Genomic DNA, 15,889 nt, shown 5'->3' on the forward strand with positions numbered 1-15,889 from the left:
CTCAAGTGACGATCCCAGTCATGCAGTCAAAATTTTTGTCAGCGGTGATAGATCGAGCTTGCGAATTGGGCGCCGACAGAGAAAAGGTCTTGGAAGGCTGCTTACTCAGGTCAGAAGTATTATCTGGCCCGACCCAACCAATTCCAAGCGCATGTGTGTATCGCGCGTCCACCCGTGCCGCCAGACTTTCAAAAAATCCATATCTTTGCGGAGAGATTGCTGGTCAATTTGATTGGAGTAACGGTTTCGTCCCACCTGAAACTATGAGTTACACGCCTAGCTTGGGAGACCTGCTGGTTGCTTGGCTTCACTTTGTGGAAGCCGCGCAAATTTCAATGAACTACACAATGACGATTGAAGGTGGGCGAGCCATATTGACGGGCCGCCGGATGCTTCAAGCTTCTCAACCTCCTGGCCAAGCGGACGCGTGGGACATTGTTGCATGGTCTGAAATGCTGAAGGCGAGATTGGGGCCAGTATGGAACAGCGCATTGGTCGAAGTACTTGTTTTTGATCCGAAAGCGATCCCGCCAACATTTATTCCAAAAAGTCAGGTTCAAAAATGCGATGCATGGGGCCTTAGTATGTCGTTCCCCGCGTCTTGGTTGATGCAGCAATCAAAATTTGAACGAAACGAGGCGACGGAGGCGTACAGTCCCATTCAAAAAGTGCTCGACTTGGCCGGCTTATTCTCTGTGATTGACTACTCCGCATGGCCTGGCTTGGACGGGTTTGCAAAATTCATCGGTTTGCATCCCAAAACGCTTCAAAGAGAACTTACAAGATACGGCACCACAGGGGCAGAACTCGTAGACAGGGCGAAAATGCGTCAGGCAGAGCAATGGCTGACCGAGGGGCGCCTTTCCATAACAGATATCGGAAAGAACTTGGGCTACAAAAACCCAAGTGCGTTTACACGAACGTGTCACCGTTGGTTTGGATCGTCGCCTGAGCAGGTAAGACGTATTCTATATACTCCGTAGTTTATCCATGAGCGGGGGCCACTTTGGGCTCAAAGCGGCCATTGCGCTTTGAGCTTTCACATGCATCATTCATTGAAAAGGGCTAAGGATTTCCCCGTCTTTTTCAGAAACCGATGATGGGTTTTTTGGGGTCCAGAACCTCTTCTTCAGCGATGTAAGTGCGGAACTTCTTTAGAGACAGGGCCGACCGAACCGCAAGGCCGAATATGACCGCTGAAAACAGAACGCACAGCACGATATCCCATCCGAATGGAATTTGATTTTGCGCGCCTTCTCCGAACTGACCCAGAAACGAGATCAGACCGATCCCGATAAAGTAGGGAACCAGCCACAGTGCCTCGGTCACGTCCATTTCATCCAGCCTATTGTGAAACCGGGCCAGTAAAAGAACAAACCCGACGACCAGAGCTATTCCGAGCCTCCAGACGGTATCCCAGCCGCTCCAGTAGATGACGAGCGTCGCGATGGCGAATGCGGAAATGGCCACAACTTTGACGGCGGGAATTCGGATGGAGCGGGGGTGGTCGGGCATCAATTGGCGCAGGCAAACTACAGCGATGGGCCCGACTGCAAACGACATTACGATGGCCGCGCCGTTCAACGCGATGACGGTGGTGAACGGAACGGTGAGCAGGAACAATATCCCGATCAGAAAGTTCAATGCCAGAGCCCACAAAGGGACACCGAAAGAGGACAACATCTGCAGGCGTTTCGGCAAGAACCCGTTTTGTGACAGCGCCAATGCAATTCGCGCGTTTGAACCGGTAGACACCAAGCCATTTCCGAACGGTCCAATAACCGAACCGACGTTCAGAACGCTCAGAAACCAGACGATGCCCACTGACATAATGACGCCATCCAACGGACCCTGGCCGCCGAAGTTCAGGCTCGCCCAACCGCTCTTGAGCATCTCTGGGTCAAGCGCGCCGATAAATGCAATCTGCAGACCAATATAGATCGCTGCGCAGAGAATAATGGACAGAACCAGCGCCGCAGGGATCGCGACCTTCGGGTTTCTGACTTCACCGGCCATGTCGACGACATGGCGAAATCCGATGAAAGAAAAGATCACGCCGCCGGTCGAAACAGCCGCCATTATTCCTTGCAGCCCGTAGGGCGCGAAGCCACCGGGACTTGAGAAATTTGCGGTGTCAAACCGACTGGCGATCAACAGACCCGAAAGCACAATGGGGATGGCGATCTTGGCCCAGGTCAGGGTCGCGTTGACCTGAGTAAAGAACTTCACACCCAACGCGTTGATAACTACAAACAACAACATAAAAAACAGGGCCACGGTTATCCCGGCGCCGGTCAAATCGCCCGTGTCCGCCGCGTGCAACCACGGCGCGTAGGGGGCGAGGTACTTCAGCATGGCCTCAACCTCGATCGGGGCAGTGGTGTTGTACCCAATCCAGGCTGTCCATCCCATTGCCATGGAAACGATATTGCCATGCGAGAACTGGGGGACGCGCGCGATCCCGCCGGGGATGGGTAGCATGGCCGAGATTTCAGCAAATGTAATGGCCAGTATGAACATGGCCGCCGCGCCGATGATCCACGAAAGGATCGCGGCAGGTCCGGCATGCTGAACGGCCAAAAGGGGACCGAACAACCAGCCTGATCCAATGATTCCGCCGACCGAAATAAACGTCAGGCCAACAAGGCCAATATCCCGTTTCAACTTGGCCATGCGAAACCCCGCCCACCAGCGCCGATTGATCACACGGCATATACAGGTACGATACGCAGGCGACTCGCAAGCTGGCAAGCCCTGCAGTTTCAAGCCTTTAGCGGAGGTTGACGCTCAGATGGGGAATGGTGGGTGATAAGAGATTTGAACTCCTGACATCTTCGATGTGAACGAAGCGCTCTACCACTGAGCTAATCACCCGTAGGCGGTGCTGTTATAGTGACTCGGGATGCTTGGCAAGACGGCCGGCTGTGAAAACCATCCTGGCCTGAAAAAAGCAGGTTTCCGGACCTTGAGGGCAGGCGGCTTTCTCGGAAAAAATCATGTTCTTCAAAAAAACTTCAAAACGCCGCTTGACGCTGCCCAAGCGTAGCCATAATACACCCCAACGTTCAGCAACGAACGGACAGCGGGCGGTTGTAGCTCAGTTGGTTAGAGTACCGGCCTGTCACGCCGGGGGTCGCGGGTTCGAGCCCCGTCAACCGCGCCACTGCTGTCAGCCTGGATCCGGGTTAAGGGATCACGAAAATAGATGCGCGGTTGTAGCTCAGTTGGTTAGAGTACCGGCCTGTCACGCCGGGGGTCGCGGGTTCGAGCCCCGTCAACCGCGCCATTTTCTCCAAAGTCAGCATCAGTCTAATAACTTATTTGGCGCCCCGGCGTGCAAATTGCATTGCGAGTTTGTCGAATAGGCGAACAATTGACAGTTCTCTCTTTGTTCTAACTTTTTTGTTGGAGACTCAGCGTCGTTCACCTATTTCTAAGACACTTGTGTGTTGGGGGCCAAAATGGCTGAGCTGAAGAATATCGAAGTGCGCGGCGCGCGCGAACATAACCTCAAAGGTATCGACGTCGACATCCCGCGCGATCAGCTTGTGGTGATCACCGGGCTATCTGGTTCCGGCAAGTCTTCTTTGGCGTTTGACACGATCTATGCCGAGGGGCAGCGCCGCTATGTCGAGAGCCTTTCCGCGTATGCGCGCCAGTTTCTGGACATGATGGAAAAGCCGGATGTAGACCATATCAGCGGTCTATCACCCGCGATTTCGATTGAACAGAAAACCACGTCCAAGAACCCGCGTTCGACCGTCGGAACGGTGACTGAGATCTATGATTACCTGCGCTTGTTGTTTGCCCGTGCCGGCACGCCATACAGCCCGGCGACAGGCCTTCCGATCGAGGCCCAGCAGGTTCAGGACATGGTCGACCGCATCATGACGATGGAGGAGGGGACGCGCGGCTATCTGCTTGCTCCAATCGTTCGGGACCGCAAGGGTGAATACAAGAAAGAGTTTCTGGAGCTGCGCAAGCAGGGTTTTCAACGTGTGAAGGTCGATGGAGAGTTCTACGAGCTGGACGAACCGCCAACACTGGACAAAAAGTTTCGCCATGACATCGATGTGGTTGTTGACCGGCTTGTCGTACGCGAGGGTATGGAAACGCGGCTGGCCGATAGTCTGCGGACTGCGCTGGATCTGGCGGATGGCATCGCGATTCTTGAGACCGCCCCTCGTGAGGGAGATCCGGAACGTATCACATTCAGCGAGAATTTTGCCTGTCCAGTCAGTGGCTTCACGATCCCTGAAATCGAACCGCGTCTGTTTTCTTTCAACGCCCCGTTCGGGGCCTGTCCGGATTGTGACGGGTTGGGGGTCGAGCTTTTCTTTGACGAACGGCTTGTGGTGCCGGACCAGACCCTGAAGCTGTACGATGGGGCGCTTGCCCCCTGGCGTAAGGGCAAGTCGCCTTACTTCCTGCAGACCATCGAAGCTATCGCCCGGCACTATGAGTTCGACAAGAACACGCCTTGGAAAGATCTGCCTGCAAAGGTGCAGCAAGTGTTCCTGCGGGGGTCGGGCGACGAGGAAATCCAGTTCCGCTACGACGAAGGCGGGCGGGTTTATCAGGTGACCCGCAGCTTTGAGGGCGTGATTCCGAATATGGAGCGCCGCTATCGCGAAACTGACAGCGCGTGGATTCGTGAAGAGTTTGAGCGGTATCAGAACAACCGGCCATGCGGGGCGTGTGAAGGCTACCGCCTGCGCCCAGAGGCTCTGGCAGTCAAGATCGCAGGCCTGCACGTCGGTCAGGTGGTTCAGATGTCCATCCGCGAGGCATTAGCCTGGATCGAAGACGCTCCCAACCATCTTAGTGTCCAGAAGAACGAGATCGCCCGAGCGATCCTCAAGGAAATCCGTGAGCGCCTCGGGTTCTTGAATAACGTGGGTTTAGAATACCTTACGTTGTCGCGATCAAGTGGCACTTTGTCTGGTGGAGAAAGTCAACGCATTCGTCTGGCCAGCCAGATTGGGTCCGGTCTGACCGGTGTTCTCTACGTTCTCGACGAGCCCTCAATTGGCCTTCATCAGAGGGACAACGACCGCCTGCTTGGCACGCTGAAGAACTTGCGGGATCAGGGCAACACCGTGATTGTCGTCGAGCATGACGAGGAAGCGATCCGCGAGGCTGACTATGTATTTGACATTGGCCCTGGGGCCGGTGTGCATGGGGGACAGGTTGTCAGCAAGGGCACACCTGATCAAATTGCGGCGGATGCGGCTTCGATTACGGGTCAGTATCTGTCGGGCACTCGCGAAATCTCGGTTCCAACAAAGCGGCGCAAGGGGAACAAAAAGAAGGTCACGGTCGTTAAAGCGACTGGGAACAACCTGAAAAACGTAACCGCCGAGTTCCCGCTTGGGAAATTTGTCTGCGTCACGGGGGTTTCCGGCGGTGGGAAGTCGACCCTGACGATTGAGACTCTGTTCAAGACTGCTTCGATGCGACTGAACGGCGCGCGTCAAACTCCGGCGCCCTGCGAAACCATCAAAGGGTTAGAGCATCTGGACAAGGTCATCGACATCGATCAACGCCCGATTGGGCGAACTCCACGTTCGAATCCAGCGACTTACACCGGGGCCTTCACCCCGATCCGCGACTGGTTTGCCGGTCTGCCGGAAGCCAAGGCCCGCGGGTACAAACCCGGGCGGTTCAGCTTTAACGTCAAGGGCGGCCGGTGCGAGGCGTGTCAGGGTGACGGTGTCATCAAGATCGAGATGCACTTCCTGCCCGACGTCTACGTGACTTGCGAAACCTGCAAGGGCGCGCGCTACAATCGCGAGACCCTAGAGATCAAGTTCAAGGGCAAGTCCATCGCAGATGTCCTTGATATGACTGTGGAAGATGCGCAAGAGTTCTTCAAAGCGGTGCCTTCGATCCGGGACAAGATGGATGCGCTGGCGCGCGTTGGTCTTGGCTATATCAAAGTTGGCCAGCAGGCCACGACGCTGTCCGGAGGCGAAGCGCAGCGGGTTAAGCTTTCCAAGGAACTGTCCAAACGGTCAACCGGGCGGACTCTGTACATCCTGGACGAACCTACGACCGGTCTTCACTTCGAAGACGTGCGTAAGCTGTTGGAAGTTCTGCATGAACTGGTCGACCAGGGAAACACGGTTGTCGTGATCGAACACAATCTGGATGTCGTGAAAACGGCCGACCACATCATCGATATCGGTCCGGAGGGCGGCGATGGTGGTGGCCAGATAGTTGCCACCGGAACTCCCGAGGATGTGGCTGAGATCGAGCGCAGCCACACGGGTCAATATCTGAAGCAAATGTTGGACGGCGCGCGCGTCGCAGCGGAATAGCGGCTGATATCTAGTAGAGAATATCAGCCACCGCGCCGATCAGGTTCAGCACTTTACGCGTTTCGGGGTCGACGCGGTAAACGTAATCGCCAGCACGAACATAGGACCCGCCGCGTTTCAGGCCATAGCGATAGGGATCATTGATCCAACGGTAATCGCGCGTGATATAGTCGCCCGTTTTGTAGAAGTTCTTCGCTTGGCCGGGCGGAACACAGGGCACTGCCTTTTTCGCCAGACCCGGCGGGCAGTGGCCCGCTTTTCCCTTACCGTTCCCGGCCATTGCTGAGGCAGGGCCTAGGATAAGCGCGAAAATGGTCAAAGTGATTGGCAGGATTCGCGACATCATGTTTCCTTTCGCGTTAACGCGGGTTTGGAAAACAGATGGCTGCAGTTTGCCCACCGGTCAACCCGATGGGCAGGAAACTGCCGCCTGACGCAATCTAGGTTCGGCTGCGTTTTTCAAACCGCGGCAGCATGGCTGAGAAATCCTTTCCCAGACCATCTTCAGACTCGACGAACTGCTCGTAAAGCGCCGTTGCAACTTGTCCCATAGGCGTGTCCGCGTCCGAGCTTTCCGCTGCCTGCTGGCTCAGGCGGAGATCCTTGAGCATCAGCTCTGCTGCAAAACCGGGCTGATAGTCATTGTCTGCGGGGCTGGCAGGTCCGACACCAGGAGCGGGGCAATATGCATTCATGGTCCAGCTATAGCCCGAGGATGTGCTGACCACATCGAACATCTTTTGCCGGTCCAGTCCAAGCTTGTCGGCTAGAGCAAAGGCTTCGCAGGTTGCAATCATGGTGACGCCGAGGATCATATTGTTGCAGATCTTGGCGGCCTGGCCGGCCCCGGATTCGCCGCAATGAACAGCTTTTTGTCCCATGATGTCGAAGAGCGGAGCGGCTTTCTCAAAAGCTGCGTCACTGCCACCGGCCATGAAGGTCAGCGTACCTGCTGCGGCGCCACCGATGCCTCCCGACACTGGGGCGTCGACGGCCAGAATGCCGGCATCTTTTGCCTTGTCGGCCACGGCACGGGCGCTGTCGACATCGACGGTTGAGCAATCAATCCAAACGGCACCCGAGGTCATAGCGGGAACGATCTCATCTGCCACCGCCCGCAGGATTTGGCCGTTCGGCAGCATAGTGACAACAATGTCGGCCGCTGTTGCGGCCTCAGTTCCAGAGCCAGCCATCGAGACACCGGGAACACTGACATCTGCCATGTCAAAACCGACGACATCGTGCCCGGCCTTGGCTAGGTTGGCCGCCATCGGATTGCCCATGTTTCCAAGGCCGATAAACCCGATTTTCATTCTCTATTCCTCCTCGAATGTCAGCGCATCCGCGCCCAGGGGCTGCAGCATTTTCGATACGTCAACTGCGGGCACGGCTTGATCCTTATGGCGCCAGATGGGATTGCGATCCTTGTCGATGATCTGAGCCCGAATGCCTTCCAGAAAATCGCCGTTCTCCATGGCGCGGTAAGTAAACCGATATTCCAGTTCCAAGGCCTTGCGCATTGTCAGGCTAGGGGACCGAAGACGATGCAGCATTTCTACGGTGCATGCCATTGAAAGCGGCGAGTTGCGGCCCATGAGTTTGTGCGTATCATCGGACGTATCGCTGTCCGAATGCCGCAAGTTATTCAGTATGTCACTTAACGCTTCGCCGTCGAAAACAGTATCGATCCCGGCTTGCAAACCGGGCAGCTCACCCTCCGGCGGAGCCTCGGCATGCCTTTCAAGCACACTGGCGTCGCCGGATGCTTCGAGCATTTCGATCAGGTCCGACCATTGCGCGATCGGGATGAAATGGTCCGCAAAACCGGCGAAGATGGCGTCGGCCGGCCCCATGCGGTGGCCCGTCGTGCCCAGATACTCGCCCAAACGTCCGGGGGCCAACGCCAGTATCAGGGTACTTCCGACATCCGGCACCAATCCGATGGAGCATTCGGGAAGGGCGATTTTTGAGGTTTCTCCAACAATGCGGTGGCTGCCATGACAGCCTATGCCGACGCCGCCGCCCATGGTGAAACCCTGAAGAAAGCTGACGACCGGTTTTGGGTATTCGAAGACCAACGCATTCAGACGGTACTCATCACGCCAGAACTTTCGCCCATATTCGAAATCGCCCTTGGTTCCGGTTTCGTAGAGTTCGGCAATGTCTCCGCCCGCGCAAAAGGCCTTGTCACCTTCGGCATCGAAAATGACCAGATCGACCGCGTCATCCTCGCGCCAATTCCGCAGGGCGGTATCGATGGCCAAACACATGTCATAGCTCAGGGCATTTAATGCCTTGGGTCTGGTCAATGTGATGCGACCGGCGCGGCCTGTCATGCGAATATAGATGTCTGACATATAGTCCTCAGCGCTGAGCGAGCATCTGGCGCGCGACGATGACCCGCATGATCTCGTTTGTGCCTTCCAATATCTGATGTACGCGCAGATCGCGCACAAGCTTTTCGATCCCGTAATCGGCCAGATAGCCATAGCCGCCATGCAGTTGCAGGCATTGGTCGACCACTTTCGACCCGGTCTCGGTCACGAATTTCTTGGCCATGGCGCAGAACTTGGTGGCATCCGGCGCACCATGATCCAGCTTCCATGCGGCCTGACGCAGAAATGTTCGGGCGGCCTGCAATTCGATCTCCATATCCGCCAGGCGGAACTGAAGGGCCTGGAACTGGTCGATGGACTGCCCAAAAGCTTTCCGTTCGGACATGTACTGCAGCGTCAAGTTCAGTCCGGTCTGCGCAGCGCCCAAGGAACAGGACGCGATGTTCAACCGTCCGCCGTCCAGCCCCATCATTGCATATTTGAACCCGTCGCCCTCGGTGCCGACAAGGTTTTCGGAGGGGATCTTGCAGTCGTCGAATTGTACTTGCGCTGTGGGTTGGCTCTTCCATCCCATCTTCTGTTCCAGCGCGCCAAAGCTGAGGCCGGGGGTACCATCCTCGACATAGACCGTCGAAATGCCTTTGGGTCCGTCCTGCCCGGTACGCACCATACAGACATAGGCATCAGAGTAACCGCCACCGGAGATAAACGCCTTGGTCCCGTTTAAGGTGTAGCCTTCGTTTGTGCGCTCGGCGCGCGTCTTCAACGCTGCTGCATCCGAACCCGAACCCGGTTCGGTGAGGCAATAGCTGAGCACCGTGTTCAGGCTTAGTACATCGGGCATGATGCGCGATTTCAACTCGTCACTGGCAAAGCTGTCGAGCATCTTGGCGCACATGTTGTGGATGGACAGAAAGGCCGCAACAGAGGGGCAGGCCATAGAAAGAGCCTCAAAGACGAGGGTGGCGTCCAGACGAGTCAGTCCCGAACCGCCGCTGTCTTCCGACACATAAAGGCCGCCAAATCCCAGTTCGCCAATGCGTGGCCACAGGTCCTTGGGAATGGTACCATCGGCTTCCCACTGCCGGGCATAAGGGGCGATGTTCTCTTGCCCGAAATCGTAGGCCATGTCGAAGATTGCATTTTGTTCTTCGGTGGTTGCGAAATCCATGGCTTGCCTCCCACGCTGCCCGATGAATTGAACGAGTGTTTATTTCTCAATCCTTACAGAAATTTTGCACGGCCAGCAATCGTCGGCGCGGCAAGGCGCGGGAAAATTCGCGAAAATCGTCGGCGTCGTTCAGAGGTCCTGATGAAACTCTTCGATCAGGTGCCGGACGACGGCCTGGCCAGGATCCTCGCCTTTAGCGGCGGCTTCGGCATGAACCCGGCGCTGGCGGGTGGCCGATGTCCCGTTCTGGGCGATTTGTACCAGTTTCGCCAGTTCGGGCATGGTGCCCAGTGCCTCGGCGTCTTCGGCGAGCAGTCCCATCAGTTCGCCCATAAGGTCAGGCATGGGTTTGATCGAACGCTCGCCAAAGTCGATCATGCCTTCGCCGACGCCGTAACGTTGCGCGCGCCAGCGGTTTTCTCCGATCAGGAACCGGTCATATTGCCGCCACCTGAGGTTCCGATCCTTCAGACGGCACAGCATACGCGTCAGGGCTTGCACCATCGCAGCCAGTGAGAGGGCATGCTCCAGCCGGGGCTGCACGTCCATGATCCGAGTCTCGAGTGTGGGAAACCGATGTGATGGCCGCAAGTCCCACCAGATTTTTGTTGTGTCCTCGATCACGCCCAGTTCGACCAGCACACCCGTTGTACGTTCATATTCTGACCAGCTTGAAAAGACTGGCGGCAACCCGGTGCGGGGCAGGTTGTCGAACACGGTTAACCGGTACGACGACAAGCCGGTGTCTTCCCCGTTCCAATACGGTGACGAGGTAGACAGTGCCAAGAGATGTGGAAGGAAGTAAGACAGCTGCGGCATCAGGTCCGCGCGCAAGGCCGAGTCGGCCACGCCCACGTGAACATGCATACCGCAAATCAGCATGCGCCGGGCCACGCCGCCCAGTGCGTGTTGCAACGCGTCATAGCGGTCTTTGCGGGTGTGGTGCTGTTTTTTCCAATCGGCAAACGGGTGGCAGGACACGGCGATCGGAGCAAGGTTGTGTTCGGCGGCGCGTTTCGAGACGCATGACCGAAGGCGCTTTAGATCCTCGCGCGCGGAGTTGATCGTTACATGTGGCCGGGTGCCGACCTCGATCTGGCACTGCAGGAATTCCGGGCTGACCTGTCCTTCGAAATCGGCCTGGCAGGCTTCCATCAGGGCTGCGGGTGCTTCGGCAAGTTCAAGGCTGTCGCGATCGACCAGCAGATACTCTTCCTCGATGCCCAGCGTGAATTCCTGCTGCATAGCGGCCCTCGCAATTCTGTTCGGACCAGTGAATACGGAAATTGCCGTTTTGCCAAGTGTTTGGCCGTGGGGTTCTTGCGAAACCCCTGCCTGCGAAGGTAAGGAACGGGCCAGATTGTGACCAAACCCCGGAGCCCGTCGTGAAACCCAGGAAATTCCCCCGGCTGAATGCCGTGCTTGACCGGTTTGGTGTGAAACTGATCGACAAAGTAACCGAAAATGACGAGCGCGCCCGCCTTGAGGCATTTGAACGGGCAGGGGGGCTGACCCGTCCCGCCTACGCCCTGTCACCGGGCATGGAGGCGTTCGACATTGCCCAGCTGACGGCCGAGTTCCATGAGCATTCCGGCGCCCTTGAAGCCCTGAAAGATCCGGAGCGCAACAAGACAGGGTACCGCATCAATAACGGATATTACGATAGCCCGGACGCGGATGCGCTGTACCTGATGATCCGCCGGTTCAAACCCAAGCGCGTGATCGAGGTCGGTTGTGGGAACTCGACCCGCGTAACCCGACAGGCGATCATCGATGGGGGTCTGGAAACGCAGGTCACTGCAATTGATCCCTATCCCCGGGCGGATATCGCTCATGTTGTGGATCAGTTCGAGCAGAAGCGTCTGGAAGAGGTCGACCCGGCGCTATTCGAACAGCTAGAGGCGGGCGATGTGCTGTTCATCGACTCCAGTCACGTTGTTCGTATGAGCAACGACGTCGCACATCTGTTCTGTCGCATCATTCCGACGCTTAAACCCGGTGTGGTCATCCATGTGCACGATGTTTTTCTGCCCTATGAGTATCCCAAGCGTTTTTTCTACGATTGTCCGGGTTGGGGCGAGCAGTACATGCTGCACGCATTGCTGCAATCTGGTGCATATTCAATGCTTTGGCCGGGATACTACCTGCAACAGGACCGCCCCGATGCGGTCGAGGCACTGCCGTTTCTGAAAGATGGTCGCGCCCAGAGCATCTGGGTCCAGGTCAAAGAAAACTGAACTCATAGTGATCCGGTGCGGCAAAACGCCCGTAACCCTTTCCATAACAAGCTGGAGAGGAGATGACAGCCATGTTTCGCCGCACGTTTATGGGCGCCGCCGCCGCACTTGCACTGACCCTGCCTGTAAAGGCACAGGCCGCGGACATCGTGGACACCGCAGTATCAGCGGGTTCGTTCAACACCCTTGTCGCCGCCGTTCAGGCCGCCGGTCTGGTCGATACGCTGAAAAGCGACGGACCGTTCACCGTTTTCGCTCCGACGGACGAGGCTTTTGCTGCACTGCCCGAAGGTACGGTAGAAACTCTGCTGCTTCCCGAGAACAAAGATCAGTTGGTCGAAATCCTGACCTATCACGTCGTACCGGCCAAGGTCATGTCGGGTGACATTGCCGGCAAGCGCGCCAAGGTGCTGACTGTTCAGGGCGACCGCCTGAGCGTGAATGCGAAGAACGGCGTCAAGGTTAACGATGCTGAGGTTATTCAAGCTGACATCGAGACCAGCAACGGTGTGATCCATGTCGTCGACGCTGTGATCCTGCCGGAGTAAAATCAGGTATTGAAAAACAGAAGCCCCGGTCCTTGCGGCCGGGGCTTTGTCGTCAGACCAGTCTGACCTGAGTTCCGATTTGAACCAAAGGATAAAGCTCCTCGACATGCTGATTGTAGAGACCGATGCAGCCGGATGAGCTCTGGCGTCCAATTTTCCGCGTGTCGTGCGTTCCGTGCACCAGATAAGCGGGCCAACCCAGATACATGGCGCGTGTGCCCAGCGGGTTGCCGGGGTCGCCACCTTCCATCCGGACGGGCAGCAAAGGGTCTCGTTCACGCATCGAGGCGGTGGGCGTCCAGCTTGGGTTTTCCGCTTTGCGGACAACTTTGGTATAGCCGCGTTTGGTCAACTCTTCGCTCATCGGCACCGAGCTTGGGTACAGCTTGTAGGTGCCATCCGGCCCCCAGTAGTGCACTGCGCGGCTGGTAATGTCAGCTAACAGGCATCCTGTGCCCAGTTCATCAAAGTGGTCCTGCCAGTTCTGCTGCGAAAACGAGGACACATTGCGGCGCACCGGCAACTGCGTGCTGATCGCTTCTTCCGTCTCGGGGAACGCATCGCTACTTTGCGCGCGCAGAAGCGTTGGTGCCGCGATTGTGGAGGCAACCCCCAACAGGGCGGCACGACGTGTAATACGGGAACTGGACAACTAAGCCTCCTGAAAGACTGCTCGGGGTTTTCCGGCAATTTAGTGACTGCTTGCCGTCAGGGCCAGATGCACCGTTTAAATTTTCCGTGAGAATTGGGGCGCGCATGCGGTTTTTTGCTTGTCCCGACGGTAGTCAGACCGGTGTCCGGACACGTTTTTCCTGTTTGCCGGACACGGCTTGGGGTATTTTCCGGGCCATGTCTGCTCCAACTCCAGGGAACAGGCCCACAGTATTTCGGAGACCGCACGATATGGCCAAGAAATCGGAAACCTTGGAAATTCGCGTATCTTATGAGTTGAAAACCAAATTGGCCGATCTGAGCGAGGAGCGCGGATCGTCGATGAGCGAACTCGTGCGCGGTGTGATTGATCGGGAACTGGCGGGGCCTTCACCTGACACTGTTGGAGAAGATGACATGCCTTTACGCTCACTAAGCCATTTTGCCCCCAAGACCCTTTATGTGTTGCCGGTCCTTTTATTGGCGGGCTTATACTGGGGGGCTGCGCAAACACCTGCACAGGCCACTCCGAACGCACGGATTTTCTTTACCGAGCTTGATAGGGACGGAGACGGCGTGATTACCCAATCCGAACTCCACCGGTTCCTGACGGAAGAGGAAGTTCTCTTCGTACCCGAGGATTGTGATGCCAACTCGGAACCTTGCACGGCCGAGGCCATCGCTGCGGATGAGATTAGCCGGGCGGATTCCAACGCCGACGGCAAAGTCGAGTACTCCGAGTTCGAGATATTCTATCTGGCTGAACGTGCCGTGGAATTTTTGGAGTACGATGCGGACGAAAACGGCGTCGTGTCTCCGGATGAATTTGTAGCTGTCGAGGCACGGGATATCGTCGAGTTTCCCGATCCTGAAATGGACGAGCCTCTGTCCGCTGAGTGCCTGACGATGGTTGAAAATGAAAAGATCGACGGCATCGCCAAAGCCTGCATGCCCGCGTATGAATTGCGGATGCTGATGGCTGAACTCGACGCTGATTTTGACGGTAAGATCACTCTGCGCGAATTCCTCCAAAACTGAAGACGCGCTGAGAAATGCGAAAGGCCGCCCGGCTGGGCGGCCTTTGGTGATTTAGGGGACCGAAGATTAGTCCATCGCTTTGAAGTTGAACTCGCCACCTTCCTTGATGCCCGACGGCCAACGCGACGTGACTGTCTTGGTGCGGGTGTAGAACTTGAAGCTGTCCGGGCCGTGCTGGTTCAGGTCGCCAAACATGGATTTCTTCCAGCCGCCAAAGGTGTGATAGGCCAGCGGAACCGGGATCGGAACGTTGATGCCGACCATGCCGATATTCACACGGCTGGCAAAGTCACGTGCGGTGTCACCGTCACGGGTGAAGATCGCGGTGCCGTTGCCGTACTCGTGATCCATCGCCAGTTTCAGCGCTTCTTCATAGGAGCCTGCGCGGACGGTCGACAGAACCGGACCGAAGATCTCTTGCTTGTAGATGTCCATCTCGGGTGTCACGTGGTCGAACAGGTGGGGGCCGACAAAGAAGCCGTCCTCATATCCCTGCAGGCTGAAGTCGCGGTTGTCGACGACCAGTTTCGCGCCTTGCTCCACGCCCGAGTTGATCAGGCCGAGAATACGTTCTTTCGCAGCTCCGGTGACAACTGGGCCCATGTCGACATCATCACCAGCGGTGTAGGGGCCGACCTTCAGCTTTTCGACACGAGGGATCAGTTTTTCGATCAGCGCATCGGCGGTTTCCTCGCCAACGGGAACAGCAACCGAAATGGCCATGCAGCGTTCGCCAGCAGCGCCAAAGCCAGCGCCGACCAGAGCGTCGGCAGCCTGGTCCAGATCCGCGTCGGGCATAACGATCATATGGTTTTTTGCGCCGCCAAAGCACTGCGCACGTTTGCCATTCGCGGTTGCGCGCGAATAGATGTATTGCGCGATCGGGGTCGAGCCTACGAAGCTAACACCCTGAATGATCTCGCTGTCGAGGATGGTATCTACGGCCTCTTTGTCACCGTTCACCACCTGGAATACGCCCTTGGGCAGACCGGCCTCAACGAAAAGCTCAGCCAGCATCAGTGGAACCGAGGGGTCACGCTCGGACGGTTTCAGCACCACGGCGTTGCCGCAGGCCAGCGCCGGTCCAACGTGCCACAGTGGCATCATCGCGGGGAAGTTGAACGGCATGATCGAGCCGACAACACCCAGCGGCTGGCGCATCGAATACATGTCGATGCCGGGACCCGCGCTGTCGGTGAATTCACCTTTCAGCATTTGCGGTGCGCCGATGCAGTATTCGATCACTTCCAGGCCACGCTGCAAGTCGCCCTTGGCGTCAGGGATAGTTTTGCCGTGCTCGCGGCTAAGAGCCTCGGCCAGTTTGTCCATGTCGCGGTTCATCAGGCCGACCATGGCCATCATGACGCGGGCACGTTTCTGCGGGTTGGTTGCACCCCATGCAACCTGAGCGGCTGCGGCGTTTTCGATGGCGGCGGTTGTTTCAGCAGCACTCGCCATCGGGCATTTGTACTGAACCTCGCCGGTGGCGGGGTTGAAGACGTCGTCAAATCGTCCTGAGGTTCCGGCGACATTCTCGCCGTTGATGAAATGGGACAGCTCGGTCATTGCAGATCTCCTCCGATGCGTT

13 protein-coding genes and 3 tRNA genes are annotated in these 15,889 nt (G+C 56.8%); 7 read left to right on the plus strand and 9 right to left on the minus strand.

What is annotated here, in order from left to right:
* Nucleotides 1-20: 20 nt before the first annotated feature.
* Nucleotides 21-983: a helix-turn-helix domain-containing protein gene (locus tag ACR0AA_RS07255; protein WP_480666341.1), complete on the plus strand. Its 963-nt coding sequence runs from the start codon at nt 21-23 to the stop codon at nt 981-983.
* A 103-nt stretch (nt 984-1,086) separates the two neighbouring features.
* On the opposite strand, the gene ACR0AA_RS07260 is transcribed toward ACR0AA_RS07255, so the two are convergent.
* Nucleotides 1,087-2,673, minus strand: a complete 1,587-nt coding sequence (locus tag ACR0AA_RS07260) for an APC family permease (RefSeq protein WP_480661506.1) — start codon at nt 2,671-2,673, stop codon at nt 1,087-1,089.
* Nucleotides 2,674-2,799: 126 nt separating this feature from the next.
* Nucleotides 2,800-2,874: transfer RNA gene (locus tag ACR0AA_RS07265), tRNA-Val, on the minus strand.
* 212 nt (nt 2,875-3,086) lie between these two features.
* Between ACR0AA_RS07265 and ACR0AA_RS07270 the strand changes: the two genes are divergently transcribed.
* From ACR0AA_RS07270 to uvrA, 3 genes are all read left to right on the plus strand, one after another.
* Nucleotides 3,087-3,163: transfer RNA gene (locus ACR0AA_RS07270), tRNA-Asp, on the plus strand.
* 46 nt (nt 3,164-3,209) lie between these two features.
* Nucleotides 3,210-3,286: transfer RNA gene (locus ACR0AA_RS07275), tRNA-Asp, on the plus strand.
* Nucleotides 3,287-3,461: 175 nt separating this feature from the next.
* Complete coding sequence (gene uvrA, locus ACR0AA_RS07280) at nt 3,462-6,320, plus strand: excinuclease ABC subunit UvrA (RefSeq protein ID WP_480661507.1); 2,859 nt, start codon at nt 3,462-3,464, stop codon at nt 6,318-6,320.
* Nucleotides 6,321-6,330: 10 nt separating this feature from the next.
* Here uvrA and ACR0AA_RS07285 read toward each other — a convergent pair whose 3' ends face one another.
* The 5 genes from ACR0AA_RS07285 to ACR0AA_RS07305 all read right to left on the minus strand — a co-directional run bounded on the left by ACR0AA_RS07285 (nt 6,331) and on the right by ACR0AA_RS07305 (nt 11,072).
* On the minus strand, nt 6,331-6,663 hold the full coding sequence (locus ACR0AA_RS07285) for a hypothetical protein (RefSeq protein ID WP_480661508.1): 333 nt from the start codon (nt 6,661-6,663) through the stop codon (nt 6,331-6,333).
* 97 nt (nt 6,664-6,760) lie between these two features.
* Complete coding sequence (gene mmsB / locus ACR0AA_RS07290) at nt 6,761-7,633, minus strand: 3-hydroxyisobutyrate dehydrogenase (RefSeq protein ID WP_480661509.1); 873 nt, start codon at nt 7,631-7,633, stop codon at nt 6,761-6,763.
* 3 nt (nt 7,634-7,636) lie between these two features.
* Nucleotides 7,637-8,677 carry an enoyl-CoA hydratase/isomerase family protein gene (locus ACR0AA_RS07295; protein WP_480755749.1) on the minus strand — a complete coding sequence of 347 codons (1,041 nt, stop codon included), beginning with the start codon at nt 8,675-8,677 and terminating at the stop codon, nt 7,637-7,639.
* Nucleotides 8,678-8,684: 7 nt separating this feature from the next.
* Complete coding sequence (locus tag ACR0AA_RS07300) at nt 8,685-9,827, minus strand: acyl-CoA dehydrogenase family protein (protein ID WP_480661511.1); 1,143 nt, start codon at nt 9,825-9,827, stop codon at nt 8,685-8,687.
* Nucleotides 9,828-9,956: 129 nt separating this feature from the next.
* Nucleotides 9,957-11,072 (minus strand): carboxylate-amine ligase, encoded by a 1,116-nt coding sequence (locus ACR0AA_RS07305; protein WP_480661512.1) that lies wholly within the window; start codon nt 11,070-11,072, stop codon nt 9,957-9,959.
* 140 nt (nt 11,073-11,212) lie between these two features.
* Between ACR0AA_RS07305 and ACR0AA_RS07310 the strand changes: the two genes are divergently transcribed.
* Both ACR0AA_RS07310 and ACR0AA_RS07315 read left to right on the plus strand, forming a co-directional pair.
* Entirely contained in the window at nt 11,213-12,064 is an 852-nt protein-coding gene (locus ACR0AA_RS07310) for a class I SAM-dependent methyltransferase (protein WP_480661513.1), read from the plus strand.
* 71 nt (nt 12,065-12,135) lie between these two features.
* The gene (locus ACR0AA_RS07315; RefSeq protein ID WP_239335696.1) at nt 12,136-12,612 is read left to right on the plus strand and encodes a fasciclin domain-containing protein; all 477 of its coding nucleotides are present in this window, start codon (nt 12,136-12,138) and stop codon (nt 12,610-12,612) included.
* 52 nt (nt 12,613-12,664) lie between these two features.
* On the opposite strand, the gene ACR0AA_RS07320 is transcribed toward ACR0AA_RS07315, so the two are convergent.
* On the minus strand, nt 12,665-13,264 hold the full coding sequence (locus ACR0AA_RS07320; protein WP_480661515.1) for a L,D-transpeptidase: 600 nt from the start codon (nt 13,262-13,264) through the stop codon (nt 12,665-12,667).
* A 251-nt stretch (nt 13,265-13,515) separates the two neighbouring features.
* Between ACR0AA_RS07320 and ACR0AA_RS07325 the strand changes: the two genes are divergently transcribed.
* Nucleotides 13,516-14,301, plus strand: coding sequence for an EF-hand domain-containing protein (locus tag ACR0AA_RS07325; protein WP_480661517.1), 786 nt, complete (start codon nt 13,516-13,518; stop codon nt 14,299-14,301).
* A 66-nt stretch (nt 14,302-14,367) separates the two neighbouring features.
* Here the strand turns inward: ACR0AA_RS07325 and ACR0AA_RS07330 are convergent, their stop codons facing one another.
* Nucleotides 14,368-15,867 carry a CoA-acylating methylmalonate-semialdehyde dehydrogenase gene (locus tag ACR0AA_RS07330; protein ID WP_480661519.1) on the minus strand — a complete coding sequence of 500 codons (1,500 nt, stop codon included), beginning with the start codon at nt 15,865-15,867 and terminating at the stop codon, nt 14,368-14,370.
* Nucleotides 15,868-15,889: the final 22 nt, after the last annotated feature.

It is taken from the genome of Ruegeria sp. CE8 (genome assembly GCF_056537465.1).

Excerpts from the sequence above, each read along its gene's own strand:
- ACR0AA_RS07255 (WP_480666341.1), top strand. The coding sequence starts at position 21 with ATGCAGTCAAAATTTTTGTCAGCGGTGATAGATCGAGCTTGCGAATTG.
- ACR0AA_RS07260 (WP_480661506.1), bottom strand. The coding sequence starts at position 2,673 with ATGGCCAAGTTGAAACGGGATATTGGCCTTGTTGGCCTGACGTTTATT.
- uvrA (WP_480661507.1), top strand. The coding sequence starts at position 3,462 with ATGGCTGAGCTGAAGAATATCGAAGTGCGCGGCGCGCGCGAACATAAC.
- ACR0AA_RS07285 (WP_480661508.1), bottom strand. The coding sequence starts at position 6,663 with ATGTCGCGAATCCTGCCAATCACTTTGACCATTTTCGCGCTTATCCTA.
- mmsB (WP_480661509.1), bottom strand. The coding sequence starts at position 7,633 with ATGAAAATCGGGTTTATCGGCCTTGGAAACATGGGCAATCCGATGGCG.
- ACR0AA_RS07295 (WP_480755749.1), bottom strand. The coding sequence starts at position 8,677 with ATGTCAGACATCTATATTCGCATGACAGGCCGCGCCGGTCGCATCACA.
- ACR0AA_RS07300 (WP_480661511.1), bottom strand. The coding sequence starts at position 9,827 with ATGGATTTCGCAACCACCGAAGAACAAAATGCAATCTTCGACATGGCC.
- ACR0AA_RS07305 (WP_480661512.1), bottom strand. The coding sequence starts at position 11,072 with ATGCAGCAGGAATTCACGCTGGGCATCGAGGAAGAGTATCTGCTGGTC.
- ACR0AA_RS07315 (WP_239335696.1), top strand. The coding sequence starts at position 12,136 with ATGTTTCGCCGCACGTTTATGGGCGCCGCCGCCGCACTTGCACTGACC.
- ACR0AA_RS07325 (WP_480661517.1), top strand. The coding sequence starts at position 13,516 with ATGGCCAAGAAATCGGAAACCTTGGAAATTCGCGTATCTTATGAGTTG.
- ACR0AA_RS07330 (WP_480661519.1), bottom strand. The coding sequence starts at position 15,867 with ATGACCGAGCTGTCCCATTTCATCAACGGCGAGAATGTCGCCGGAACC.